We start from the raw sequence: 23,897 nt of genomic DNA on the forward strand, positions 1-23,897 counted from the left end.
TAATTATCGAATTCACTACTTTGTTTTACATAGTACTGTAACATATCTAGGAATTGGTCGTCTATATAGTATAACCTTAAAACTATATATTATGATACCTTCAAACACCTTCAACGAGACCAGAGAATTAATCAACAAAAGATTCCGTCCAGAACGCGGCTTCTCTGAATCATGGAACACTAGAAGAAGATATAGATTAGCTTAATGCGAGCTAAGTCCACACTTCTGAAAGACCATTTACTCTTATTTTAAAATCCTTAACCGTTTCGCTTAAGGATTTTTTATGTTTAGAAATCTGTCTTTTCCATTGGTTCAAGGTACTTTTATAAAAATTACCATTATGAAAGTTGTTCTTCTTCTCTCTTGCAGTTTACTATTGCTTTCTTGCAAACAAGATTTTGACGAAAATAGAACTGTAGAGGTTCTATCCGATTCCATATCTGATACTACCACGATATTGACACAGCCTGTTAACCAGGTAGTTCCTAATGTGGAGAACATACCATTGATAGAGGATCAAAAGAATTATACCGTAACTCCTGTGGTTGAGGGACTCAACATTCCTTGGGGAATGGATTGGTTGCCTAATGGCCATATGATCTATACAGAAAAAGAAGGTAAAATGTTCTTGTACGACGGTAAGAAATCTACTGAAATACAAAATGTACCAGATGTTTACGTAAGAGGTCAAGGAGGATTGCTGGACGTGATTGTTCATCCAGACTTTTTCGCAAATAATACGATATTCTTTTCCTATGCCAGCTCCATGGGTACAGGGGATGGTGGAAATACTGCTATTGCAAGCGCTGTATTAGATAAAAACAACCTTACGAACATCAAAGTGCTTTACAAAGCAGAACCGAACACCAAAAAAGGACAACACTTCGGCAGTAGGTTTGCTTGGGGTACTGATAAGAAATTGTACTTCTCCATAGGTGAACGTGGGGAACGTGATGTCAATCCGCAAGACATCACCCGTGACGGTGGCAAGATCTATAGAATCAACGACGACGGTACCATTCCAGAAGACAATCCATTCGTAGGAATCAAAGATGCTAAGACAGCAGCTTATACCTATGGAAATAGGAATCCGCAAGGTTTGTTACGCCATCCAGTCACTGGGCAAATTATTGCTCATGAGCATGGACCTCAAGGTGGTGATGAAATCAATATTATAAAGGCGGGTGTTAATTACGGGTGGCCAGTAATCAGTTATGGGATCAATTATGACGGTACAGATTTCACGGACATTACCAATAAAGAAGGAATGGCTCAACCGATATATTACTGGGTGCCTAGCATTGCTCCTAGTGGTTTTGCTGTGATCGACAATGACTCTTATGCAGACTGGAATGGTAACTTTTTAGTTGGAAGTCTCAAATTCCAATACCTAGAAATGCTTTACATGGATGGCAATCAGGTCACGAAGCGGGAAAAATTAGTCGATGGTATTGGGCGTTTGCGTAATGTGAAAATGGGTCCAGATGGACACATTTATGTAGGTGTGGAAGGCAAGGGAATTTATAAAATAAGCAAGTAATTCAATCAACTCATAAAAAGACATACATGAAATATTTCATCATACTTGCTGTAGGTTTAATGTTGACCGGTTGTGGAGAACAACCAGAAAAGCAGACAGAAACTGCCGCATCATCAGTGCAGGAAAAAGTTCAAAAAGACCCTTTGACTGAAAGCGTGGAACGAGGCAAAGAAATTTATGGGGATTTGTGCATCACCTGTCATTTACCTAGTGGAAAAGGTGTTCCAGGCGCGTTCCCACCACTCAACCCTTCTAACTGGTTGACTAAAAAGAGAGCGGAAAGCATTCATGCCGTTAAATATGGTTTAAAAGGAGAAATTGTTGTCAATGGTAAACCCTACAACAGTGTGATGCTGCCTTTAGGACTGGATGATCAAGAGGTCGCTGATGTGATGAACTACACCATCCAAACCTGGAATAAAGGGGACATGGTCACCGTAGAAGAAGTACGAGCGGTCACAGAGTAATTATAAGATGGTATCTAATTAAAAATCCCTAAGCACAACGCTTAGGGATTTTAGTTGAAAGCAATCAACAATTTGGTCACTAGTATAAGTTTTAAGGCAGGATTGAGAATCTGATGCGGACTTTAAACAAATACAGCTTTACTCCTATTTCAAATCAATCTATTAGTGAGCACTAAAAAGTATAGCAACTGCTTTTACTTCAAGTACTTGAAGTAGCCCAATAATATTTCATCGTTCACTTCCCGCGGTGTAAATATCTCTAACAATTGTGGTCTTGTGTTATCGTTGATGAAGCTGTTGTACGCTTTCGCGAAAGCGAATTCATCTCCAACCTTGTGGTAGCCTACATCATGCATCTTACATAAATGCGTTGCATCAAGCTGGTGTGTTGTCTCAAAAAAGGTTGAGAAATACGATTCATCCTTCTCCCCTGGTAAAATCCGGAAGATCCCGCCACCACTATTATTGATCAAAATAATTTTGAAATTATCAGGTATGTAGTTATTCCATAAGGCGTTTGAATCGTAGAAAAAACTCACATCACCAGTGATTAAAATCGTTTGCTGTTTACCTCCCACAGCCGCACCTATTGCAGTGCTGGTGCAGCCATCAATACCACTAGTTCCACGATTGGAGAAGACGCGATGCGTATCATTCATTTTAAACAATTGGGCATACCGTATCGTACTGCTATTCCCTAACTGTAGTGTGATATTGCCTGGTAACTGATTGAAGATCAGATCAAAAATCTTGAAATCACTCCAAGGGATTCGTTGTATATACTCAGGTTTCTTGTCTAAATACATCTTGAAATGATCCAACCATTGTTGCTGGTAATTACTTTCTAAATAGTCCGTTGGTAATTGTTGCAACCATTTTCGCGGAGGCATTTTAATGTGTGCAGCGAGTTTAAAAAAGGTGTCATATGCTCTACGTTTCCCTATATGATAATGAATCTTTGTTTCAAACCGGCGCAAGTATTGCTTGATCTTTTTAGAAACGATCATACCGCCAATAGTAACCACAAGATCAGGCTGCAACGCTGCAATTTGCTCATCATCAAACTCTATGGGAGCGATAAGGGTGTCGATACCCCAAACGATATTTTTATGAACTACATTAGCACTTACCTCACTCATGATCAAAACACTAGGGTCAGAACTCAACAAGTCCAAATCCTCCTTTTCAAATACTGGCGGATTCAAAGTGGAAAGGATGATCAATTTACGTTTGGCTTTATTCCAGTTTTCAAAGAATTGATCAGGAATAATGGTGGTTTCATCCTTAAGTACGTCCATTACTTTGACCTCTAGAGAGAACTGCTCCACTTTTTTATAGAGAGGTTCTTCAAAAGGAATATTTAAATGTACTGGACCGTTTTTAGATATAGATATATTGATCGCTTTATTAATCGCTCTCTCGTTGGTTACCAGATATTCTGTCTGATCCTCATTATGAATCATTTCTAACTGGGTATCAAACAGGATGTGATTTGCATATACATGCTGCTGTCGTATGGTTTGTCCATCCCCTATATCAATTTTATGAGGTGGGCGATCTGCACTTAAAACAATTAACGGGATCTCACTGTAAAAAGCCTCTGCAACTGCTGGGTAGTAATTGAGCATGGCGCTACCGCTGGTACATAAAATAGCCACAGGTTCCTGTAACTGCTGGGCAATTCCTAAGGCAAAGTGAGCCGCACAACGTTCATCCACAATACTATAGCATTTGAAAAAATCGTCTGCCGTGAAACCTATGGTCAAGGGAGCATTCCGAGATCCAGGGGAAATAACGATATGAGAAATACCTCTTTTCTTAAATAGAAGGATGACTTGCTGCGCGTGAAGGATGGATGTCGTCATGAAACAAAGATAACTTTCGAATTGCGGCTTTAAGAACCGATTTAAATCAACTTTAGCTTAATACTTAGAAGAAGCAAGAGTCGATACCTTGGTGAGGCAGTAGTACTATACAATGGAAGCCATCGTCAACAGTTTGTTTTGCACTTCCTCAAACTCTGCAGTCGGATCACTCATAGCAGTGATTCCGCCGCCAGCATACAATTGAATTGCATCTTCTTGCAATTCCATGCATCTTAAGTTCACGTAATAATCTGCCGTTTGCGATTGAGGATCGTTCCAACCCAAGTAGCCTGTATAAAATGACCGATCGTAATTTTCATGATCAAGAATATATTTCAAAGCTATAGAGCGAGGTAACCCACAAACAGCAGGTGTGGGATGTAACTCGTTAATACAATTCTGTAAATTATAAAAGGTCGTGGTTGCTTGAATTTGAGTTCTCAAATGCAAAAGGTTTCCTGCTTGTACCGTTTCAGTTTCTCCTGATTTGATCTTCTCCACTCCTGCAATTTGAAGTGCTGAAATGATAAAATCAGTCACAAGATTTTGTTCTTGTTTTTCCTTTTTTCCCCAAGTAACTTTAACTCCATTTTGAAGCTTTTGCGTACCCGCTAGAGACATGGTTTGAAGCACTCCATTCTTGTAGGAAAGAAGTGTTTCAGGTGTTGCTCCCATCCATTTTCCCACAGCGGGATGATAGAAGAAATAGCAGTTAGCAATCGGGTAAGAATCTAGTAGGTTTTCCAATATTTGGATGTCCGAATGATTCCTGACAACCGATTCCTTTCTTGACAGTACTACCTTTTGAAGTTCCGTATTTCTGATCGTTTGTACGGCGTCTGAAACTAGTTTTTCATGATCTTTTCTAGCTTCTGAATTGCTAGATATGCTTTGATGACTCGCTTTTGTAACCTCAACACTCCACTCAAACTCTTGAATCACTTCAGCATATACAAATATCTGGTCTTCTGATTTTTGAAATTTTGAAAAAATAGCGTAAGCCATTTTGTCATGTGGCTGATTATAGAGTTTTTTAGACTTTTGACTACTTACTTGAATGTGATTCTCGCCCGATTTTCTTAGTAGAAAAAAAGGTGTTTCATCCCTCAGTAATTGCGATGTATATGTGAGTAGATTTTCGCGCAAGCGATATGTTTTTTAGATTATTTCTTAAGGGCGATGGTGGTTAATTTACAAATAGAAATGAGTCGCCCCTCTTCATCTGTAATCCGTATTTCCCACAGCTGAGTCGTGCGTCCTTTGTGTAGGAATCGAGCCGTAGCAAAAACATGTCCATCCACTTTGGACCGGGTATGATTTGCACTGATTTCAAGACCTCGAATTGCAAAAGAATCGGTATCTAAAAATAGGTAGCTGGCGGCACTACCCACTGATTCTGCCAGTGCAACACTAGCACCTCCATGAAGCACTCCATCGGGTTGGTGTACTTTTGAAGTTACCGGCATTTGAGCCGTCAAAAAATCCTCCCCCACATCTACAAAAGTAATGTCGAGTGTTTCCATCAATGTGTTTTTGCAAATCTGGTTGCAGCGCTCCAGTATATTTTCTTTGTCCATATCTTTATCAAAAATAAGCCTTCAATTGCATTTCTATGGTCAAAACAGTAAGCTATACGCATTCCAATAGCTATGAAGTTCTCTACCCTATTCTTCCTACCACTAAAAACATATGGCTTTGTTTCCACGGGCTGGGTTATTTATCAAAGTTCTTTAAAAAATATTTTGAATCCCTTGACTCCACTACCAATGCTGTCATTATACCACAAGCCCCATCTAAATTTTATCTAGGTACAAAGTTCAAGCACGTAGGCGCCAGCTGGCTCACTAGGGTGGATACCAATCAAGAAATGCAGAATAATTTGAATTATTTGGACCAGGTTATGTCACAAGAAAAGATAGTAGGCGATCCTCGGCTGATATTGATGGGATATTCTCAAGGCGTGTCGATCGCCACACGCTTGTTAAAAAACTACGCACAACCTATCAAAGCATTGATCATGCACAGTGGAAGTATTCCTGCAGAATTAACCGCTGAAGACGGAAAATTATTTCAAGCTAATTGCAATCGGTTTATTCATATCGCAGGAACTAAAGATGAATATTTAACGGACGAACTGATCGAACGAGAAGAAAATAAAATAGAGCTGTTATTTGGTACAGATTGTGAACTGCATCGTCCCGACATCAAACACGAGGTAGATGCAGGATTAATGGCAACTATTTCTAAAACGCTGTAATCAAATTCTATGGAACTCATATTTGCAACACACAATCCTAATAAGCTTGAGGAAATTCAAGCGATGATGCCGGGAGGGATTAAACTATTGAGCCTTGAAGATGTCGGATTACACGACGAAATTCCTGAAACTGCGTCAACCATAGCAGAGAACGCTGTGCTGAAAACTGATTATGTGAGAAAACGATTGAACAAACCAGTTTTTGCAGACGACACTGGGCTTATCATCCCAGCTCTAAATGGAGCTCCAGGAGTAAGGTCAGCGAGATATGCGGGAGAAAACAGGGATTCGAATGATAATATTGACTTGGTATTAAAAAACTTGAAGGGGAAACAGGACCGGTCAGCTCATTTTTTGACGGTGATTTCGCTATACTTAAACGGTGTACAGCATTTGTTTGAAGGGATTTGTACAGGTGAAATATTAGAACACAGGACAGGCAATAACGGCTTCGGCTACGACCCTGTATTTCAACCAGATGGATTCAGTCAATCCTTTGCAGAAATGGATCTTCAAGAAAAGGCTGCAATTAGCCATCGCGGTAAGGCCTTTCAAAAAATGGTACAGTTTCTGGAGACATTAAATATTGACAACTAATTATTCTAGTAAATACGCAAGATCCCTTATTTTAGTAGCCTATATGAAATCGAACTACCTAGCCTTTTTGCTTCTTTTTATAGCGTCCATTAATTTGGTTATCGCTCAAGGCGAAAACAGCTCCTCCACCACCTCACCTGCAACTAATGGCATCGTTAGAGGAAAAGTGCTCAATGCTAAGGATGACAGCGTTTTAGAGGACGTAAATATCGTTAACTTAAATAAGGTTATAGGTACCATTACTAAGACAGACGGGACCTTTGAAATAAGAGCAGCCGTTAACGACACGCTTTATTTTTCCTATTTAGGATTTCAAACCATCAATGTAAGAGTAACGGAAGACTGGTTGAAGTATGGTGATGTTACCATTTCCATGACTGAAAAAGGAATTGCTCTAGAAGATGTAGTCGTTACTGATAGTGGTCTTACTGGATATCTAGAGATCGATGCAAAACGAGCTCCTATATATGCGAGTAGACGTTTCAGCATTAGCGGATTACCTGAATCTTATGAAGCCGGTGGGTCAGGCCCTGGTGCTGTGAACAAAGTATTAAGTTCCATCTTCAATCCAGCGGACTTTCTCTTTAATGTTTTTGGGAAAGAAGGTAAATCTTTACGTAAAGTAAGACAAATCAAAGAACAAGACGAAATACGTAATCTCCTACAGTCCAAATACGATAGAGAGACCTTAGTCAACCTATTACAGATGGATAAAATAAGCATCGATGCTATTTTAAGAAATTGCCAATACTCAAAAGAATTTATAACCGGAGCTAACGACCTTCAAATCCTCGATGCCATAAGTGAATGCTATGAGGAGTATAAGGTGCTCAACAAAAATTAATGAATATCACTATGACCCGAATCAATTTTCTAGCAGCTGGTATGGCTGTGGCTATCTTAGCCAGCTGCAACAGTGTGAAAAACCAAAGCACTGAATCTAGCTCACCAGCAGTATCATCTACTAGTGCATCCACAAACGATGTAGATTTAGTAGCAAAATACATGAACACCATTACAGCTGCAGAGCTCAAGGAACAACTCTACGTCTATGCAGGCGATGAAATGGAAGGTCGTATGACAGGGACTCCAGGACAACGTAAAGCTGTAGAGTACCTGAAAGGAAAATACATGGCTATGGATGTGCCTGGCGGTGCTGGTAATGGAGAATATTTCCAACCCATACCAGAAGAGTTTTTTGGGAAGAGAAAGATCACTTCTGAAAACGTTTTAGCGTTTATAGAAGGATCTGAAAAGCCAGAAGAAATCTTAGTTATATCAGCACACTTAGACCATATAGGAACTCGCAATGGCGAGGTTTACAATGGAGCTGACGATGATGGTAGTGGCACTATCGCTTTAGTAGAAATTGCTGAGGCTTTCCAACAAGCCAAAAAAGAAGGTCATGGTCCTAAAAGGTCTATCCTGTTTTTACATGTTACTGCAGAGGAAATAGGCCTACAAGGAAGCCAATTTTATACTGAAAACCCTGTATATCCCTTAGCAAACACTATCGCAGACTTAAACGTGGATATGATAGGGCGTATTGACCCAAAAAGAGAAAAGGAATCCAACTACGTTTACCTCATCGGTAGCGACATGTTGAGTCAAGATTTGCATGAGATCAGTGAGATGGCTAACAAAAATACGGTCAATCTAGACTTAGACTATACCTATAACGGTAAGGATGATCCTAACCGCTTCTACTACCGCTCTGACCACTATAACTTTGCTAAAAACAATGTTCCTGTAATCTTCTATTTTAATGGAACTCATGCGGACTATCACAAAGCATCGGACACTCCAGATAAAATTGAATATGATCTTTATGCACAAAGAGCACAACTCATTTTTGCAACGGCATGGGAATTAGCAAATGGCGATAAACGTCCTGCGTTGAAATCATAGACAACTTTTCCTATAAAATTGAAAAACGCACCTCACGGGTGCGTTTTTTTTGTGTAGTCTGTAGAGCAGTTCGCTTTCGCGAAAGCGAACTCTTTAAAATCAACTCTCTACCCCAGCAAATTCTTGCTGCAATGCAATGCGCAACCTGCGGTAGTAATCTTCTTCCAGCCAATCTTTGTAATTATTAGTATTGTTAATAATACAATAGGAATACCTGCGGATGCGGTCCTTGATATCGTCCTTAAGCAGTTTAGCCAAAATACGTGCGTCAAACACATCCTCACTATTCTCCACACACCACTGCACGTGTTGAGCAATGGACTCATCCAGTACTTCTTTTGACTTACGGTTCTCTTTAGTAATTCGCTTATAGGCTCCTCGTACGTCAAACGCAAAGTCTGAAGTATTAGGGAATTCTGCTTTAACTGTATCTGGCAGCTTGTAGACAAAATTGCGCTCTATCTCTTCATCTGATACAATATTCTCTGTATAAAAATCTGGAGACCTGAAGATTTGTTGCCAGTCAACGGGTTCATTCCACAAACCAAATCTCGCAACGTTATTACCTAAATCTATAATTTGAAACTCTTCCTTGTCCTTATAAATACGTGAGCCTCGACCTATCATTTGATAGTACAGGGTCAAAGACTTTGTCGCCCTATTCAAAATAATAGAATCTACAGATGGCTCATCAAATCCTGTGGTCAAGATGCTTACAGAGGTCAATACCGCGTCTGGCTTTTTCTTAAACCAGCGCAGGATTTCTTTACGCTCTTCTTTAGTATTGGTATTATCAAGATGTCTGATTTCAATCCCAGCACGTCTAAAAGTATCTTCCACCTCTATACTGGTGCGTATACCGTTATTAAAGATCAAGGTTTTCTTCCCTTTGGAGGTTTCCATGTAAGACTGCATCAGTTTGTCTTGCATGCTTTGATCTGTATAGAGCTTCTCACTGGATTTAACCGTGTAATCTCCATTCATACCTATGGTCAGTCCACTCAAGCCTACATCATAAGTATGCGTTACCGCTCTCGCAAGAAATCCATTTTCTACTAGAGAGGTAATGCTGTCTCCCACGATCAATTCATCATAGTTGTCTTTCATAGGCAACTTGAAGTTGGAACTTAAAGGTGTTGCTGTAACGCCCAGCATAAAGCAATGTTCAAAATACTTAAATAGCTTGCGGAAGCTATTGTAATGCGCCTCATCCACGATGACTAGACCTATTTCTTCCAACTTAAGTTTATCGTCTTGAATACGGTTATTCAAGGTTTCTACCATCGCAACAAAACACTGAAACTCTTTTTGATCGTCCAGTTCCTTGACCTTGGAATTAATGATTTTATTCTTGACGTTAAAGGTGTCCAGTACTTTAGAAGTCTGTTTGCAGAGCTCGATCCTGTGGGTAAGAATCACCACCTTCTTATTTTTCTGCTTGATGTACCTGCGTACAATCTCAGAAAAAACTACTGTTTTACCACCACCTGTAGGCAGTTGATAGAGTAATTTATAGTCGTCTGGCTTATCGTCGATGCGGTCAAAAATCGCTCCTAGATCACGTTTTTGATAATCGTAAAGAGTTTTGATTTTCGCCTGAGGATCGGGAGCCATAAATTTATTGTTTTTCATTTTTGAGATTTGCAAAAATAGGGAATTTAAATCCTTTGAAACGAGCGATGCCGTTGACTTTATTGAAAAAAATTTATTGTTGAGAATTTAACAGCGAAGAGGTATTGTTATTGTTAATTTTGCAATCTCGAAATAAAGTATGTCTTCTTTTAAAGATAAATTTCAACCGCAACGCGCTCATAAATATTATAAGATCACAGGATTTTATTCCTTTGTCTTAGAGAGCATCAAGAAATCTATGCCCCCTGTTTTAGTGGTGGTAGGACTTTTAGTGATCTTTCATTTTTTCGTCATGCCATTGCCAGAGGCCTTGGATCTAGCCGTTTCAGAATTACCTAGTTATGGAGTTTTGGCTTTTTTCTTTGTATCAGAGACACTCTTAGGTCTTGTCCCGCCAGAACTTTTTATAGCATGGGCTGGTAAAACATCAGAGCCTGAGCTCAACCTATTTTTGATTGCGCTCTTATCCTACTTAGGAGGGATGTGTTCCTATTTTTTAGGACGGTGGTCTCTTAAAATACCTGCTGTTCACAATTACCTTGAAGTTAAAATGGCCAAACAGCTGATCATGGCTAGAAAATGGGGAGGTATTCTTATCGCTGTTGGCGCCTTGTTGCCCCTTCCTTTTTCAGTAGGAAGTCTTGTAGCTGGTATGTTACGTTATCCTTTTAAGAGTTGGGTAATCATTGGGTTGCTGCGATTTGTACGTTTCGCACTATATGGCGCGGCAATCTTCTCCATCGTTTAGTTAAGTTTCTAATTAGCCGTCTACCCACAAGAGCGCTCTGCTGTTTGTGCTTTGCTTTAAAACCCATATGATTATGCTGTTTTCGCTTTCGCGAAAGCGAACTATAATCGCACCAGCAACTTATAAATAGAGCTTATTTTTACTTAAGGCTTACGATCTGGCATAAAAAAAGCCCCCTTTGAAAAGGAGGCTGATTCTTTAAGAAGCATTTGGTCTATTTACCAGCTTTAGCATTTGCTTTAGCTTGCTCCATTCCTTTCTCTACCATATCAAAGAATTGGTCTAGTTTAGGAAGTACAATGATTCTTGTACGTCTGTTCTTAGCACGACCTTCAGCAGTGTCGTTGCTTGCTACAGGAACGTAGTAACTTCTACCAGCAGCGGTCATGCGCTTAGGGTCAACATTGAAATCCTCTTGTAGCAATCTGGTTACAGATGCAGCACGAGCAGAACTCAATGCCCAGTTGTCTTTATAAAGAGGAGTATTGATAGGTTGATTGTCAGTGTGACCTTCTACCATGATTTCAATCTCTGGCTTGTCATTTACAACTTTAGCGACCTTGCCTAATACATTTTTTGCAGCGCTGTTGATATTTGCACTACCGCTAGCAAACAACAACTTGTCGCTGATAGAAACATATACTACTCCTTTTTCTACATTGATGCTGATATCCTCATCATTCAAGTTTCCAAGTGAGCTTTTCAAGCTTGTAACTAAAGCTAGAGTAACACTATCTTTTCTAGTAATAGCATCGTTTAGGGTGCGTATTTGCATGTCTTTTTCACGAAGGCTTTCTAAAGACTTCTCAAGATTCTCTGCTCCTTTCTTAGAAAGCGTGGTCAAATCACCTGTATTGTTGATAAGCGATTGATTGTTTGCTCTCAAATCTGCTACTTGGCTGCGCATTACGGCAAGTTCTGCAGCTGCAGCTTTCTCTTCTGCAAGGCAGGCGTTTAACCTAACGGTTGCTGAATCAAGTAACTCTTGAGTACGTTGTTGTTTTTCTAGAGCTGCGTCTAGATCCTTTTTTGATGCACAGGATACTGCCATTAAAGCAGTTAGGGCAACTAGGGCAATTTTTTTCATTTGTGGTTTAGGTTTAAAATTAACATTCAAAAATAGAAACCTCTATACACCTTGTAGCAAAGTTAACATAGGTTTATAATAGGATTATTCGTTGTGCAAACGTCGGTGACCCAATATATAGTATGAAATAACAATAGATTTTACACCTTGATTTACAGCGCTTCGCGCATTATTTTCATTTATTTTTTTTCTTATTGCTAAAACCTTGGAAAATTGGCGGTAAAAATCGAAATGAGCCTTCAATATCGCCATCACATGTGCAGGTTTTAAACTGAACAAAAACTTGACTGCCGCTAGACCGTCAAGTATCAATCTCCCGACAATCAATAACCACCAGTACGAACGTTTATCGTTTTTAACAACCGTAAACAAGCTGTTCCTGAAATTCAAAAATGTCTTTCTGGGGTTTGAATTATTGAGGGTTCCGCCACCTATATGATACACTTGAGAACCTGGTATCACTTGAACTGAGTAATCCAACTGTCGCATGCGCCAACATAGGTCAATCTCTTCTTGATGTGCAAAATAATCTTCATCAAAACCATCACAATCTTCAAAGACGCTTTTGCGAACAAACAACGCTGCACCGCTCGCCCAGTCAACTTCTATACGATAATCGTACTGACCATGATCCATTTCTAAAAAATCAAATACCCGCCCGCGGCAATACGGATAGCCCAGCTGATCAAGGAATCCGCCGGCAGCTCCGGCATATTCGAACTTGTCCTTATTATAATAATCTAATATTTTAGGTTGCGCAGCGGCTAAATTAGGATCACTACTAAAAGCCTGCTCCATGGCTTCACACCAGCCAGGAGCTACCTCAACATCGCTATTGAGCAGACATAAGACCTCCTCTTTTATTAATGGGACTACATGATTATAACCTCCTGCATAACCCAAGTTCGTAGGAATCTGGTGAATCTGCACTTCAGGATGATTTTCTTTCACCCATTTTACACTATCGTCTGTCGAGGCATTATCAGCTATATAGACCGCATGACCCTTAGAATGATCTAAAACAGTAGGCAGAAACTTTTTGAGCAGCTCTACTCCATTCCAGTTGAGAATAACAATTCCTATTTTCATGAGTGGTATTCTGGTAAATCTGGGATAAAGTCGTAGCGCTGATTTTCATAATCCATGGTGCAAAAATAGTGTTCCATGCCATTACTTACCATCAAATAGCTAGCATCTGTAGTCAAGTTGTATCTGGCAATTTGATCAAAGACGCTTTGATCTATAGGAATCTGGGGCGCCTTACACTCTACTATAATGTTTACCCTGCCATCAGGAAAGAAAACGACAATATCGTATCTTTTAGAAGTACCCGCAATAAGCAATTGCTTTTCTACATTGATCAAACTTGCTGGAACATTCTTGTACTCTTGCAACCAGTGAATGATATGCTGCCTTACCCACTCTTCAGGTTGTAGGGAAACAAACTTTTTACGGATGGGATCAAAAATGAAACGCCCTTTTTCAGTACTTTTAACCCTGAAATTTGCAGGCGGCAATCGCAGTGCCTTCATTCCACAATATTACAAAAAGCAGTACGGCTCTACATGAGTGATCTCAAGAATATTCTAACTGATCTTAAGAACAAGAAATATGCTCCTATTTATTTCTTGCATGGGGATGAACCTTTTTTTATAGATCAAATAAGTGATTACATTGAAGATAATGTCCTAGATGAATCTGAAAAAGGATTCAATCAAATGGTGCTTTATGGTAAAGACGTTAAGGTGGAAGAAATTGTGGAAGCTGCTAAAAGATTTCCAATGATGGCAGAGTATCAAGTCATCATCATTAAAGAGGCTCAGCATCTGGCCTCTAAAATGGCGCAAATGGAAAGCTATATGGCCAACCCATCTTCCAGCACCATTTTAGTATTCAATTATAAATACAAAAAGCCAGATGGGCGTACTAAGGTGTTTAAAAACATCAAGAAAAATGGACTTGTCTTTGAAAGCAAACCTATTTATGACGACCGTATGCCGGCCTGGATCACCAGCCATTTAAAAGATCGAGGGTATTCTATTGACCCTAAGGCCACACAAATGCTAGTAGAGTTCATAGGTAATGATTTGAGCAGGGTGAGCAATGAACTCGACAAACTGACCATTGTACATAAAAAAGAGCTACCTATAACCCCACAGGTAATAGAGGAAAACATAGGGTTTTCTAAGGATTTTAATAATTTTGAGTTGCGCAAGGCAATAGGATCCAGAGATACCGTTAAGGTGCACCGCATTATCAATTACTTTGCGGAAAATCCAAAAGACAATCCTATTGTTCTAACAACCGCTCAACTACACAGTTTTTTTGTTCAATTATTGAAGGTGCACGGTTTGAATGACCGGTCCCCTAAGAATGTCGCTAGAGCGGTGGGTATAAACCCGTTTTTTGTAAATGAACTAATGGTCGCCGTGCGCAACTATCCTATGAAATACTGCAGTCGTGCCATCAAATTGATCTTGGAAATGGATGTGAAGTCGAAAGGTGTAGGAGCTCATCAACTTTCTCAAGCTGACCTCTTGAAAGAAACCATGGTAAAAATAATGGCAGCATGACAGCAGTGACTAGAGCCTGGATCAGCGCAGCACGCCCACGCACCTTACCATTGAGCATCAGCGGGATTCTTGTGGGGAGCAGCTATGCTTATCTTGATATCGCTTTCGCGAAAGCGAACTTCTCACAAATAGTCTTATCTGTTATAAACCTGGAACTTACTTTCAACTGGTGGATCCCTATTCTTGCTTTGATCACTACACTAGGATTTCAAATACTATCAAATTTTGCCAACGATTATGGCGATGGTGTGAAAGGCACTGATAATGAAGACCGGATTGGCCCAATGAGAGCGATCCAAAGTGGCTTGATTGCACCCTCACAAATGAAAAAAGCGATTATTGTTACAGCAATTCTTGTTTTTGTATGTGCTGTTCTCCTTATTTATGTGAGTCTAGGTATAGACCAGTTACTGATCTCTATTTTGTATTTAGGACTAGGAATAGCTGCTATTTGGGCAGCTATCAAGTACACTATAGGCGATAATGCCTATGGTTATCGTGGGCTAGGTGATTTGTTTGTGTTTATCTTTTTTGGTCCTGTAAGCGTGATGGGGATTTACTTCCTGATTACAGAACGCATGGAATGGGAACTACTACTTCCATCAATAACGATTGGTTTGATGAGCACAGCAGTATTAAACTTGAACAATATGAGAGACATCGAGTCCGATAAAAAGGCAGGTAAGAATACCTTACCAGTCCAAATAGGACTGGATCGTTCTAAAAAATTACACTACGCTGTATTGATTACTGCGGCTGTTTGTATGTGTTTGTTTAGTTTCTGGATTTATGATGAAGCGAATCATACGAGTTCGAACACCTCCATTATCGCCTTCCTTCCATTACTTGCATTTATTCCACTTGCTATACATACCATCACTGTTTATAAGAACAATAGCGCTGCTCTACTTGATCCAGAATTGAAAAAAGTGGCGTTGTCAACTTTTTTACTCGCGTTGCTCTGCATTGTTTCGACAGCTGTGCTCGTGTGGTGAATAGTGCTGTAGATTCTAGTGCACATTGAAAATTAGAATAGTTTTTACAGAATTTTGATTTCCTTAACGCTGTGTGTTCTCAATATTTTTCCTATATTTAAAAGACCAAAATTAGAAATATCGCAATAACACTACTCTACTTTTAATTCAAGAAATTATGGCCCGAGCAATGTTTGAGTATACCTTAATGATTCTGGAAAAAGTAAGCTTTGACGCTACTTTATTTTGTAAAGAACTTCATAAAGCCATGAATCGATTGCTTCCTTTTGAGATCCAAGAACTCCAAATTTGGCTAAGAAATCTATATAAGACGCAACCAGAGTTAAGCGTTTGCCTTCCCCATTATATTATGGTAAATCAACCCACCTAGTTCTTTAAAGTCATCTCACTTCTAACAGTATAGACCTATAAATACAAAGCCGCGGTTACTTTTTAGCCAGTGGGCTTACGATTTGAACGTTACTAAATGCAATAGCTCCTTTGATAACTCCGGCGATTACCGTTTGTAAGGCTTCAATAATTTGCATTTTTAATTCAGACTTGTGATAAATGAGACTTACCTCTCTAGCTGGTGAAGGGTCTTCAAAATACCGTAGATTTTCCATTTTATGAGGTGATAGATCTAGGGTGTTCAAGTATGGAAGTAGTGTCATCCCTAAGCCCTCATCAGAAAGTTTGAGCAAGGTTTCAAAACTCCCGCTTTCTAGTGTAAATCGTTCTTGATCTGTATCTCTTGAGCTTCTACATAAATTCAAAATACTGTCTTTAAAACAGTGACCATCTTCCAGTAAAAGTAAGTCGTCTGTATCTATATCCTCCACTTTCATTTTTTGCTTTGACTTACCAGCGTTTTTAGGATCGTAGCATACAAAAGGTTCAAAATAAAGGACTCGTTCCTTAATCAAATCATGCTCTAGGGGTGTGGCCGCTATTGCGGCATCAATCGACCCTTCTAAAAGTCCCTCGATAATATTATCAGTGGTCATCTCTTCAATACGCAATCGCACTTTTGGGTATCTATTGATAAAGTTAGTGAGAAACATAGGTAATAAGGTGGGCATGACCGTGGGTATGACACCAATCTTAAAGTCACCACCTATAAAGCCTTTCTCTTGATCGACAATATCTTGAATACGATCGCTTTCATTCACGATATTATGAGCCTGTTGCACAATTTTTCGACCCGTTTCTGTAAGTTCTATAGGCTTTTTAGTTCGGTCAAAAATTTGAACATCTAGCTCATCTTCAAGCTTCTGAATTTGCATACTCAATGTAGGCTGAGTTACAAAAACCTTGTTTGCCGCTTTAGTGAAGTTTTGATATTGAGCTACAGCAAGCACATATTTCAACTGAGTGATCGTCATTATAGATATTTTCTACAAAATTACCGAAAAGCATGTGATTCCTCTATGGCTACAAAGAATACTTTTTGATGCTTCTTGAACATTTTAATTTAACATTTTGTGAACTTAAACCGTTTCATGGTTCAATAATTTCGTAGAACACATCAAAAAATTACAACAATGGCAACTATTACTCTAGGAGGAAATGAAATCCACACTGTAGGCACACTTCCTGAGGTGGGATCTCAAGCACCCAATTTCAATTTGATAAAAACAGACCTTTCTAAAGTAACTTTAGAAGACTTTAAAGGTCAACGAGTTATTCTGAATATTTTTCCAAGTATTGACACAGACGTTTGTGCGACCTCAGTACGCAATTTCAACAAACGTGCGACGGAATTGGACAATACTCAGGTTCTATGTATTTCTAGGGATACTCCATTTGCTATGAAGCGTTTTGCAGATGATGAAGGCACTAAAAACGTAACGAATTTGAGCGATATTAAGGACGGTAACTTCGGTGAATCTTATGGGTTGACGATTGAAGATGGACCATTTGCAGGATTTCACTCGAGAGCTGTTGTGGTGCTGGATGAAAATGGTAAGGTGATTTACAACCAGCAGGTTCCAGAAATAGGTGAAGAACCAAACTATCTAGAGGCCTTAAAAGTTCTTTTATAATTGTCTTTTAGCCTATTTATAAAGGGAAGGATTAAAGGATGCAAATACGCATTCAATGGTGCCGTCGCTTTAATTAAACAGGAACCCAGCATAAAAGTTCAAGTGTTTTTAGCATTGATCGTAACCATTATGGGGTTTCTGTTTCAGATTACTTCGACCCAATGGATGTTTCAAATTTTTGCTATTGGTCTAGTGTTAACAGCTGAAGGTTTAAACTCTGCCATTGAAGCGGTAGCTGATTTTATACATCCAGATTACCATGTCAAGATTGGGCATATCAAGGATATTGCTGCTGGCTCCGTGTTTTTTGCGGCTGTGATTGCATCAATAATAGGTTTGATTATTTACGTCCCATATTTTGTCCTCCTCCTTGAGCCACTATTTGTTTAAACATAAGTAGAGCGACCTCTTAATTGCGCAACAATATTCCTATTTTTGCTCGTTCACTAAGCTTTATGGCTCGCAAAAAAACTACAACTAAAAAAACGTCGTCTAAGAAGGGGAATTCCCCATCAATACCGTCGTTCAAGTTATCTCGACTTCAAGAGATCATCGTTGGTTTTTTCATGATTGCTGTAGGCGCAATATTGCTCCTCGCTTTTACTTCATTTTTATTATCCTGGCGCAGTGATCAGAGCATTCTTGGTCGACTGTCAGAGAGAGAGTTAGTGGCTCAAAATTGGTTAAGCAAACTAGGGGCTTGGTTAGGCGATTTATTTGTTTACGATGGTTTTGGAGTAGCGGCGTATTCTATCGCGATACTGGTCATTATCACTGGAATATACCTTTTTGCAGCAAAACGTGGGGCTTTTTCGCTTTCGCGAAAGCGTATTTCCCTCCTATGGATCTGGGGTTTGCCGTTGATGGTTTGGTTTTCAATTTTCTTTGGATTTTTTCATACTGCAAATCCACTTTTAGGAGGCAAAGTAGGATACGAACTCAATGATTTTTTGCAAGACTATATAGGACTGATAGGTGCCATCATATTTATGGTGTTTACAGCGATTGTTTACCTTGTATTACGTTTGAAAGTGACTCCCGAGAAAGTGAGCCTTTACTTCAAGTCCAAAGCCCGTGAAGTCCAAGAAGGCTTTGAACAAGAGGACCTGACCACCGCCAGTCTTACTGATGAAGAGAAGGAGTGGGAAAAATCTACACTAGAAGGACAAGCGGAATCTTCCCAGGATATCACTCAACCAACAGAAGAGGATGAAGAGGTAGCAGAGCCACATTTGAAATCATCAGAATCAGCACCTCCAATAATCACCTCCATCCCAGCAGCCGATGGCGAGCTAGGCATGGAAATAGAGCAAGCTGTGGAAGAGGAAGAGTTATTTGACAATAAAGCTTCAAAACTGGTTCAAGATTTTGGCGAGTTTGATCCTACGTTAGAATTGAGCAATTATCAATTCCCTCCCATCGATTTATTGAAGGATTATACTAAGGGAAAAACCATAACGATTAACGAACAAGAGTTACAGGCAAACAAGGATCGTATTGTAGACACTTTAAAAAACTACAAAATTGGTATTGCTAAAATCACAGCAACTGTAGGTCCTACCGTGACCTTATATGAAATCGTACCTGAAGCTGGTGTACGTATTTCAAAAATTAAAAATCTGGAAGACGATATTGCGCTTTCATTAGCAGCATTAGGCATCCGCATTATTGCACCTATTCCTGGTAAAGGAACTATTGGTATTGAGGTGCCCAACCAGAATCCGTCCATAGTCTCCATGCGATCTGTTATCGCATCTCCTAAATTTCAAAATGCAGAGATGGCATTACCGATAGCTTTCGGTAAAACCATTAGCAATGAAACCTTTGTGGTCGATCTTGCTAAAATGCCTCACTTATTGATGGCTGGTGCTACAGGGCAAGGAAAATCTGTTGGATTGAATGCAGTGCTTACTTCCCTACTCTATTCCAAACATCCCGCGGAAGTTAAGTTTGTACTGGTGGACCCTAAGAAAGTTGAACTTACCTTATTCAACAAAATTGAACGCCATTATCTCGCAAAGCTTCCCGACAGTGCAGAGGCTATTATAACGGACAATTCTAAGGTAATCAATACATTGAACAGCCTGTGTATTGAAATGGATCAGCGTTACGACATTCTAAAAGAAGCGATGTGTCGCAACATTAAAGAATACAATGCGAAGTTTAAAGCTCGCAAACTGAATCCTGCTAACGGTCATAAGTTTCTTCCATACATTGTTTTGGTAGTTGATGAATTTGCAGACCTCATCATGACCGCTGGTAAAGAAGTGGAAACTCCTATTGCAAGGCTTGCACAGCTTGCCAGAGCTATCGGGATTCATTTGATCATTGCTACCCAGCGTCCTTCTGTAAATGTTATCACAGGTATGATCAAGGCGAATTTTCCTGCCCGTGTATCTTTTAGAGTTCAACAAAAAGTGGATTCCCGTACGATTCTAGATAGTGGCGGCGCCGATCAGTTGATAGGACGTGGAGATATGCTGTACACCTCTGGAAACGAGATCATAAGAATACAATGTGCTTTTGTTGACACGCCTGAAGTAGAGAAAATCGTCGATTTTATAGGCTCTCAAAAGGCATATCCGGACGCTCATTTGTTGCCAGAATACGTAGGCGAGGAAGGTGGCACAAGTCTTGATATTAGTATCGAAGAGCGAGATGGAAAATTCCGAGAAGCTGCTGAAATCATAGTGATAGCGCAGCAAGGAAGCGCCTCATTACTGCAACGCAAATTGAAACTGGGGTACAATCGTGCCGGTAGAATTATCGACCAGTTAGAAGCTGCAGGAATTGTAGGTGGTTTTGAAGGAAGTAAAGCTAGACAAGTGCTAATTCCAGATCTCGCCTCACTAGAAGTATTTCTTAATGAAGAAAAGAACAATTGAAATGAAAATGATGAAGATGTATATGGTAGCTTTTATGGTTTTCGCTTTCGCGAAAGCGGCCATCGCACAATCCAACCAAGCCTCTAAATTGCTAGATGAAGTAGCAGCAAAATACAATGGCTATGAGAACGTCATGTTTACCTATAAAGGAAACCTGAAAAACACCAAAGCCAATTTTGACACTGATTTACAAGGGGAAGCAAAATTGAGCGGCAATAAATACAATGCAACTTATAATGGTACCACCTATATGTTTGATGGTAAAAAATTGTACACCATCAATCGTGAGGATGAACAGGTAACTGTGGCTACCCAAAACAATGATGGCAGTGAGATGATCAACCCTTCTAACATCATGACCTTTTATCAAAAAGGGTACACGAAAGAGCTAGATATCGTGCAGAATATGAACGGTAGAAAAATTCAATATGTCAAATTGAAGCCTATCAAATCTGGATCTGATTATAAAAGTATTTTGTTAGGTATTGATGCGAACACAAAGCATATTTACAACACCATTATCACAGAGCGTAGCGGTACGGTCATCACTTTTACCTTAAAGTCATTCAAGACCAATCAACCGCTGCCTAAAAGCAGTTTTATCTTTGATCCTAGTCAGTACAAAGGCTGGGATATTGAAGAAATGAACTAGATTGAAAATACTAGATCGTTACATATTGACACAATTTATAAAGACGTTTTTAAGCGTCTTTATTGTGTTAATGTTCATTCTTATCCTTCAAGCGATCTGGCTTTACATTAAAGATATTGCCGGTAAAGACCTGGACTTTGTAACTATTGCAAAGTTCATGGCGTATACCATTCCAGTAATTGTTCCTCTAGCCTTGCCTTTGAGTATTTTGCTGGCGTCGATTATGGTTTTTGGTAACATGGCAGAAAACTATGAGTTTGCTGCAATGAAATCTAATGGTATCTCGCTACAACGTGCGATGCTCAGCTTAACTGTTGTGATAATCACCCTGGGAGTCACCAGCTTTGTATTTGCCAATACTGTGATCCCCTGGGGTCACCTAAAACAGCGGAACCTGCGCAGGAATATCGCCCAGGTGAAACCTGCCATGGCGATTAGCAAGAATGTTTTTAATCAACTGGCAGATATCAATATTAAAGTAGCTGATAAAAGTGGTGATCGTGGTCAATATTTGACTGACGTTATCATTCATAGAAAAAATCCACTACGTTCTGGAAACTGGACTGTCATTAAAAGCGAAAAAGGAGAGCTGAAGAGTTCATTAAAGTCTGACATTATCCAATTAGTCCTTTCCAATGGGAATTATTATGAGGATTTATTCGTTGAAAATCCTACTAAAAGAGCCTCCTCTCCTTTTGTAAAAAGTTATTTCGACACCTATACTTTAAATGTGGACGTTTCTGCTCTCAACGATGTGGACATGGACAGTGAAAATGTGACGGATGATCATCAAATGCTCAAAATTCATGAGCTTAAATCTCAAATCGATTCCTTTTCCTATAAGTTCAATGAAAACAAGGATGTTTACAATCAAACCCAACATTCTAAATGGGCTCCGAATCGTTTGACGAACATCATTAAGGATTACATGAAAGAGGAACCTGATGATTCCCCCTTTTTTGAAAGACTAAATGCGTACCAACAACGGCGAACCATAGAAGACGCTATGAATAAAGTGACTCAGCAAGAGTATGTCTTACGAACGAGGCAAGAGCAATTGCAGCGTGAATTAGTTCGACTGAATAAGTATGAGATGGAGATTCATAAGAAATATGTGCTGGGAGTGGCTTGTATCATTTTGTTCTTTATAGGAGCACCTTTAGGTGCTATTATTAGAAAAGGCGGTATGGGACTGCCATTAGTAGTGGCCACTATGTTCTTCCTCACCTACCACTTTATAGGGATTTTTGCAGAAAAAGCCGCCGCAGAGGGCGCTTTCCCTGCATGGATAGGGTCATGGATGAGTACCCTAATAATTTTTCCTATTGGTGTGTTTTTAACCTACCGCGCTACTACAGATCAAGGCTTTTTCAATATTAACTTCACCTTGGATTCTTTGCTCAAACGCTTCAAAAAGAAGCGGAAGACTCCAGCTGCAACGCCTTAATCCTTATCTTTGTCTTCAAATTGAGAGCAAGACAAATGGTCACAGTACAGCAGGATACCACGGTCCAATTAGATCGTATAGAAGATGCCATCGAGGATATCAAAAACGGTAAAGTTATCATCGTTGTAGACGATGAAAACCGAGAAAACGAAGGCGATTTTCTAGCTAGCGCACAATCCGTCACCCCAGAAATGATCAATTTTATGGCCACTCATGGCCGTGGATTGATTTGTTGTCCCATCACAGAAAAACGAGTGAAAGAATTGGACTTGAGCATGATGGTCAATAACAATTCCGACCCCATGGAGACGGCTTTTACAGTTTCTGTTGATTTACGTGGGCATGGAGTAACTACTGGAATTAGTGCACAAGATCGTGCTCTTACAGTACAATCTATCATCAATAAAGAAACTCAGTCCCATGATTTGAGTAAGCCAGGACATATTTTCCCTTTAAGAGCGAAAGATGGCGGCGTATTGCGTCGTACTGGCCATACAGAAGCGGCAGTGGATTTTGCAAGGCTTGCAGGTCATGAGCCAGCAGGGGTTATTGTAGAGATCATGAATGAAGACGGGACCATGGCTCGACTTCCACAATTAGTGGAGGTGGCTAAGAAACACGATCTAAAATTAGTGAGCATTGAAGATCTAGTTGCTTACAGAATGAAGCACGACAGTCTTATTGTAAAGAAGGAAGACTTCATGCTCAAGACTAGATTTGGAGAATATCGACTGCGCGCGTACCAGCAAACTACTAATGATCAAATTCATATAACCTTGACCTTAGGCGATTGGGATCATGATGATGTGGTGCTGACTCGAATGAATTCTACACAAGTTAACAACGATCTTTTTTCAACACTAACTTCAGAGGCAGATCGTAAGTTAGACGCCATGTTTGAACGTTTGAATCAAGAAGGCCGTGGTGCGATTGTATTTATCAACCAGCAGTTTGAGCCAGAAAATATGTTAGGCCGTTTGGAACAATTAAAAGAGCTTCAAGAAAATGGTACCACTAAAGCTCCGAGAAGAAACCTAGACAATAAAGATTACGGTATCGGAGCTCAAATTTTACACGATCTCAATATTTCAAAATTAAAATTGATGACCAACAGCGAGCAGAGCAAACGTATAGGAATGATAGGTTACGATTTAGAAATTGTCGAAATTGTAGGTTATTAAAGTTTCATAGCTTCCTTTCTGGCAGACTAAGGCGCTTAA

Annotated in this window: 24 protein-coding genes; 16 read left to right on the top strand and 8 right to left on the bottom strand. The window is 39.7% G+C overall.

All coding sequences use genetic code 11. From position 1 onward, the window contains the following. Positions 1-340 precede the first annotated feature (340 nt). Positions 341-1,540, top strand: a complete 1,200-nt coding sequence (locus NMS_RS12770) for a PQQ-dependent sugar dehydrogenase (protein ID WP_084217752.1) — start codon at positions 341-343, stop codon at positions 1,538-1,540. Positions 1,541-1,566: 26 nt separating this feature from the next. Beyond that, the gene (locus tag NMS_RS12775; protein ID WP_041497192.1) at positions 1,567-2,007 is read left to right on the top strand and encodes a c-type cytochrome; all 441 of its coding nucleotides are present in this window, start codon (positions 1,567-1,569) and stop codon (positions 2,005-2,007) included. A gap of 194 nt (positions 2,008-2,201) precedes the next feature. On the opposite strand, the gene menD is transcribed toward NMS_RS12775, so the two are convergent. From menD to NMS_RS12790, 3 genes are all read right to left on the bottom strand, one after another. Further along, on the bottom strand, positions 2,202-3,872 hold the full coding sequence (menD, locus tag NMS_RS12780) for a 2-succinyl-5-enolpyruvyl-6-hydroxy-3-cyclohexene-1-carboxylic-acid synthase (protein WP_041497193.1): 1,671 nt from the start codon (positions 3,870-3,872) through the stop codon (positions 2,202-2,204). 105 nt (positions 3,873-3,977) lie between these two features. Beyond that, positions 3,978-5,018, bottom strand: coding sequence for an isochorismate synthase (locus tag NMS_RS12785; protein WP_052476979.1), 1,041 nt, complete (start codon positions 5,016-5,018; stop codon positions 3,978-3,980). 17 nt (positions 5,019-5,035) lie between these two features. Continuing rightward, positions 5,036-5,449 carry a PaaI family thioesterase gene (locus tag NMS_RS12790; RefSeq protein ID WP_041497194.1) on the bottom strand — a complete coding sequence of 138 codons (414 nt, stop codon included), beginning with the start codon at positions 5,447-5,449 and terminating at the stop codon, positions 5,036-5,038. Between the two features lie 35 nt (positions 5,450-5,484). Between NMS_RS12790 and NMS_RS12795 the strand changes: the two genes are divergently transcribed. The 4 genes from NMS_RS12795 to NMS_RS12810 are packed head-to-tail and all read left to right on the top strand — an operon-like array spanning position 5,485 to position 8,634. After that, positions 5,485-6,129, top strand: coding sequence for an alpha/beta hydrolase (locus tag NMS_RS12795; protein WP_041497196.1), 645 nt, complete (start codon positions 5,485-5,487; stop codon positions 6,127-6,129). Positions 6,130-6,138: 9 nt separating this feature from the next. Next, the gene (gene rdgB / locus NMS_RS12800) at positions 6,139-6,726 is read left to right on the top strand and encodes an RdgB/HAM1 family non-canonical purine NTP pyrophosphatase (protein ID WP_041497198.1); all 588 of its coding nucleotides are present in this window, start codon (positions 6,139-6,141) and stop codon (positions 6,724-6,726) included. Positions 6,727-6,769: 43 nt separating this feature from the next. Continuing rightward, positions 6,770-7,570 carry a carboxypeptidase-like regulatory domain-containing protein gene (locus NMS_RS12805; RefSeq protein WP_041497199.1) on the top strand — a complete coding sequence of 267 codons (801 nt, stop codon included), beginning with the start codon at positions 6,770-6,772 and terminating at the stop codon, positions 7,568-7,570. Positions 7,571-7,581: 11 nt separating this feature from the next. Continuing rightward, entirely contained in the window at positions 7,582-8,634 is a 1,053-nt protein-coding gene (locus NMS_RS12810) for a M28 family metallopeptidase (protein ID WP_041497200.1), read from the top strand. Positions 8,635-8,733: 99 nt separating this feature from the next. On the opposite strand, the gene NMS_RS12815 is transcribed toward NMS_RS12810, so the two are convergent. Beyond that, positions 8,734-10,266: a DEAD/DEAH box helicase gene (locus NMS_RS12815; RefSeq protein ID WP_231862399.1), complete on the bottom strand. Its 1,533-nt coding sequence runs from the start codon at positions 10,264-10,266 to the stop codon at positions 8,734-8,736. A gap of 139 nt (positions 10,267-10,405) precedes the next feature. On the opposite strand from NMS_RS12815, the gene NMS_RS12820 reads away from it, so the two are divergent. After that, entirely contained in the window at positions 10,406-11,014 is a 609-nt protein-coding gene (locus tag NMS_RS12820; protein ID WP_041497202.1) for a YqaA family protein, read from the top strand. A gap of 214 nt (positions 11,015-11,228) precedes the next feature. Here NMS_RS12820 and NMS_RS12825 read toward each other — a convergent pair whose 3' ends face one another. The 3 genes from NMS_RS12825 to NMS_RS12835 all read right to left on the bottom strand — a co-directional run bounded on the left by NMS_RS12825 (position 11,229) and on the right by NMS_RS12835 (position 13,633). Then, entirely contained in the window at positions 11,229-12,101 is an 873-nt protein-coding gene (locus tag NMS_RS12825; RefSeq protein ID WP_041497743.1) for an OmpA/MotB family protein, read from the bottom strand. An 84-nt stretch (positions 12,102-12,185) separates the two neighbouring features. Further along, the gene (locus NMS_RS12830) at positions 12,186-13,190 is read right to left on the bottom strand and encodes a glycosyltransferase family 2 protein (RefSeq protein WP_041497204.1); all 1,005 of its coding nucleotides are present in this window, start codon (positions 13,188-13,190) and stop codon (positions 12,186-12,188) included. Further along, positions 13,187-13,633 (bottom strand): type I restriction enzyme HsdR N-terminal domain-containing protein, encoded by a 447-nt coding sequence (locus NMS_RS12835; protein ID WP_041497205.1) that lies wholly within the window; start codon positions 13,631-13,633, stop codon positions 13,187-13,189. The genes NMS_RS12830 and NMS_RS12835 overlap by 4 nt, the downstream gene beginning before the upstream one ends. 33 nt (positions 13,634-13,666) lie before the next feature. On the opposite strand from NMS_RS12835, the gene holA reads away from it, so the two are divergent. From holA to NMS_RS14050, 3 genes are all read left to right on the top strand, one after another. Further along, positions 13,667-14,674: a DNA polymerase III subunit delta gene (gene holA / locus NMS_RS12840; RefSeq protein WP_041497206.1), complete on the top strand. Its 1,008-nt coding sequence runs from the start codon at positions 13,667-13,669 to the stop codon at positions 14,672-14,674. Further along, a complete protein-coding gene (gene menA, locus NMS_RS12845; protein WP_041497208.1) occupies positions 14,671-15,669 on the top strand; it encodes a 1,4-dihydroxy-2-naphthoate octaprenyltransferase in 999 nt (332 codons plus the stop codon). Before holA ends, menA begins: the two co-directional genes overlap by 4 nt. A 157-nt stretch (positions 15,670-15,826) precedes the next feature. Next, on the top strand, positions 15,827-16,039 hold the full coding sequence (locus tag NMS_RS14050) for a hypothetical protein (protein ID WP_041497210.1): 213 nt from the start codon (positions 15,827-15,829) through the stop codon (positions 16,037-16,039). A 55-nt stretch (positions 16,040-16,094) separates the two neighbouring features. On the opposite strand, the gene NMS_RS12855 is transcribed toward NMS_RS14050, so the two are convergent. Next, on the bottom strand, positions 16,095-17,033 hold the full coding sequence (locus NMS_RS12855; RefSeq protein ID WP_041497211.1) for a LysR family transcriptional regulator: 939 nt from the start codon (positions 17,031-17,033) through the stop codon (positions 16,095-16,097). Between the two features lie 159 nt (positions 17,034-17,192). Between NMS_RS12855 and tpx the strand changes: the two genes are divergently transcribed. The 6 genes from tpx (at position 17,193) to ribB (ending at position 23,858) form a co-directional block, all read left to right on the top strand. Then, a complete protein-coding gene (tpx, locus tag NMS_RS12860) occupies positions 17,193-17,693 on the top strand; it encodes a thiol peroxidase (protein WP_041497212.1) in 501 nt (166 codons plus the stop codon). Continuing rightward, complete coding sequence (locus NMS_RS12865; protein ID WP_041497214.1) at positions 17,694-18,083, top strand: diacylglycerol kinase; 390 nt, start codon at positions 17,694-17,696, stop codon at positions 18,081-18,083. 65 nt (positions 18,084-18,148) lie between these two features. Further along, positions 18,149-20,578, top strand: coding sequence for a DNA translocase FtsK (locus NMS_RS12870; protein ID WP_041497215.1), 2,430 nt, complete (start codon positions 18,149-18,151; stop codon positions 20,576-20,578). Further along, positions 20,559-21,230, top strand: coding sequence for a LolA family protein (locus NMS_RS12875; protein WP_231862400.1), 672 nt, complete (start codon positions 20,559-20,561; stop codon positions 21,228-21,230). The genes NMS_RS12870 and NMS_RS12875 overlap by 20 nt, the downstream gene beginning before the upstream one ends. Position 21,231: 1 nt before the next feature. Further along, positions 21,232-22,677, top strand: a complete 1,446-nt coding sequence (locus tag NMS_RS12880; protein WP_052476981.1) for an LptF/LptG family permease — start codon at positions 21,232-21,234, stop codon at positions 22,675-22,677. Between the two features lie 35 nt (positions 22,678-22,712). Beyond that, a complete protein-coding gene (gene ribB, locus NMS_RS12885) occupies positions 22,713-23,858 on the top strand; it encodes a 3,4-dihydroxy-2-butanone-4-phosphate synthase (protein WP_041497217.1) in 1,146 nt (381 codons plus the stop codon). Positions 23,859-23,897 lie beyond the last annotated feature (39 nt).

The sequence above is a fragment of the Nonlabens marinus S1-08 genome (genome assembly GCF_000831385.1).
In the GTDB taxonomy this organism is placed as follows: domain Bacteria; phylum Bacteroidota; class Bacteroidia; order Flavobacteriales; family Flavobacteriaceae; genus Nonlabens; species Nonlabens marinus.

Bases quoted from the DNA above. Each gene is read 5' to 3' on its own strand.
- holA (WP_041497206.1), top strand. From the start codon at position 13,667: ATGAGTGATCTCAAGAATATTCTAACTGATCTTAAGAACAAGAAATAT.
- NMS_RS12830 (WP_041497204.1), bottom strand. From the start codon at position 13,190: ATGAAAATAGGAATTGTTATTCTCAACTGGAATGGAGTAGAGCTGCTC.
- rdgB (WP_041497198.1), top strand. From the start codon at position 6,139: ATGGAACTCATATTTGCAACACACAATCCTAATAAGCTTGAGGAAATT.
- tpx (WP_041497212.1), top strand. From the start codon at position 17,193: ATGGCAACTATTACTCTAGGAGGAAATGAAATCCACACTGTAGGCACA.
- NMS_RS12790 (WP_041497194.1), bottom strand. From the start codon at position 5,449: ATGGACAAAGAAAATATACTGGAGCGCTGCAACCAGATTTGCAAAAAC.
- ribB (WP_041497217.1), top strand. From the start codon at position 22,713: ATGGTCACAGTACAGCAGGATACCACGGTCCAATTAGATCGTATAGAA.
- NMS_RS12855 (WP_041497211.1), bottom strand. From the start codon at position 17,033: ATGACGATCACTCAGTTGAAATATGTGCTTGCTGTAGCTCAATATCAA.
- NMS_RS12795 (WP_041497196.1), top strand. From the start codon at position 5,485: ATGGTCAAAACAGTAAGCTATACGCATTCCAATAGCTATGAAGTTCTC.
- NMS_RS12810 (WP_041497200.1), top strand. From the start codon at position 7,582: ATGACCCGAATCAATTTTCTAGCAGCTGGTATGGCTGTGGCTATCTTA.
- NMS_RS12870 (WP_041497215.1), top strand. From the start codon at position 18,149: ATGGCTCGCAAAAAAACTACAACTAAAAAAACGTCGTCTAAGAAGGGG.
- NMS_RS12805 (WP_041497199.1), top strand. From the start codon at position 6,770: ATGAAATCGAACTACCTAGCCTTTTTGCTTCTTTTTATAGCGTCCATT.
- NMS_RS12770 (WP_084217752.1), top strand. From the start codon at position 341: ATGAAAGTTGTTCTTCTTCTCTCTTGCAGTTTACTATTGCTTTCTTGC.
- menA (WP_041497208.1), top strand. From the start codon at position 14,671: ATGACAGCAGTGACTAGAGCCTGGATCAGCGCAGCACGCCCACGCACC.
- NMS_RS12825 (WP_041497743.1), bottom strand. From the start codon at position 12,101: ATGAAAAAAATTGCCCTAGTTGCCCTAACTGCTTTAATGGCAGTATCC.
- NMS_RS12815 (WP_231862399.1), bottom strand. From the start codon at position 10,266: ATGAAAAACAATAAATTTATGGCTCCCGATCCTCAGGCGAAAATCAAA.
- NMS_RS12820 (WP_041497202.1), top strand. From the start codon at position 10,406: ATGTCTTCTTTTAAAGATAAATTTCAACCGCAACGCGCTCATAAATAT.
- NMS_RS12835 (WP_041497205.1), bottom strand. From the start codon at position 13,633: ATGAAGGCACTGCGATTGCCGCCTGCAAATTTCAGGGTTAAAAGTACT.
- NMS_RS12875 (WP_231862400.1), top strand. From the start codon at position 20,559: ATGAAGAAAAGAACAATTGAAATGAAAATGATGAAGATGTATATGGTA.
- menD (WP_041497193.1), bottom strand. From the start codon at position 3,872: ATGACGACATCCATCCTTCACGCGCAGCAAGTCATCCTTCTATTTAAG.
- NMS_RS14050 (WP_041497210.1), top strand. From the start codon at position 15,827: ATGGCCCGAGCAATGTTTGAGTATACCTTAATGATTCTGGAAAAAGTA.
- NMS_RS12775 (WP_041497192.1), top strand. From the start codon at position 1,567: ATGAAATATTTCATCATACTTGCTGTAGGTTTAATGTTGACCGGTTGT.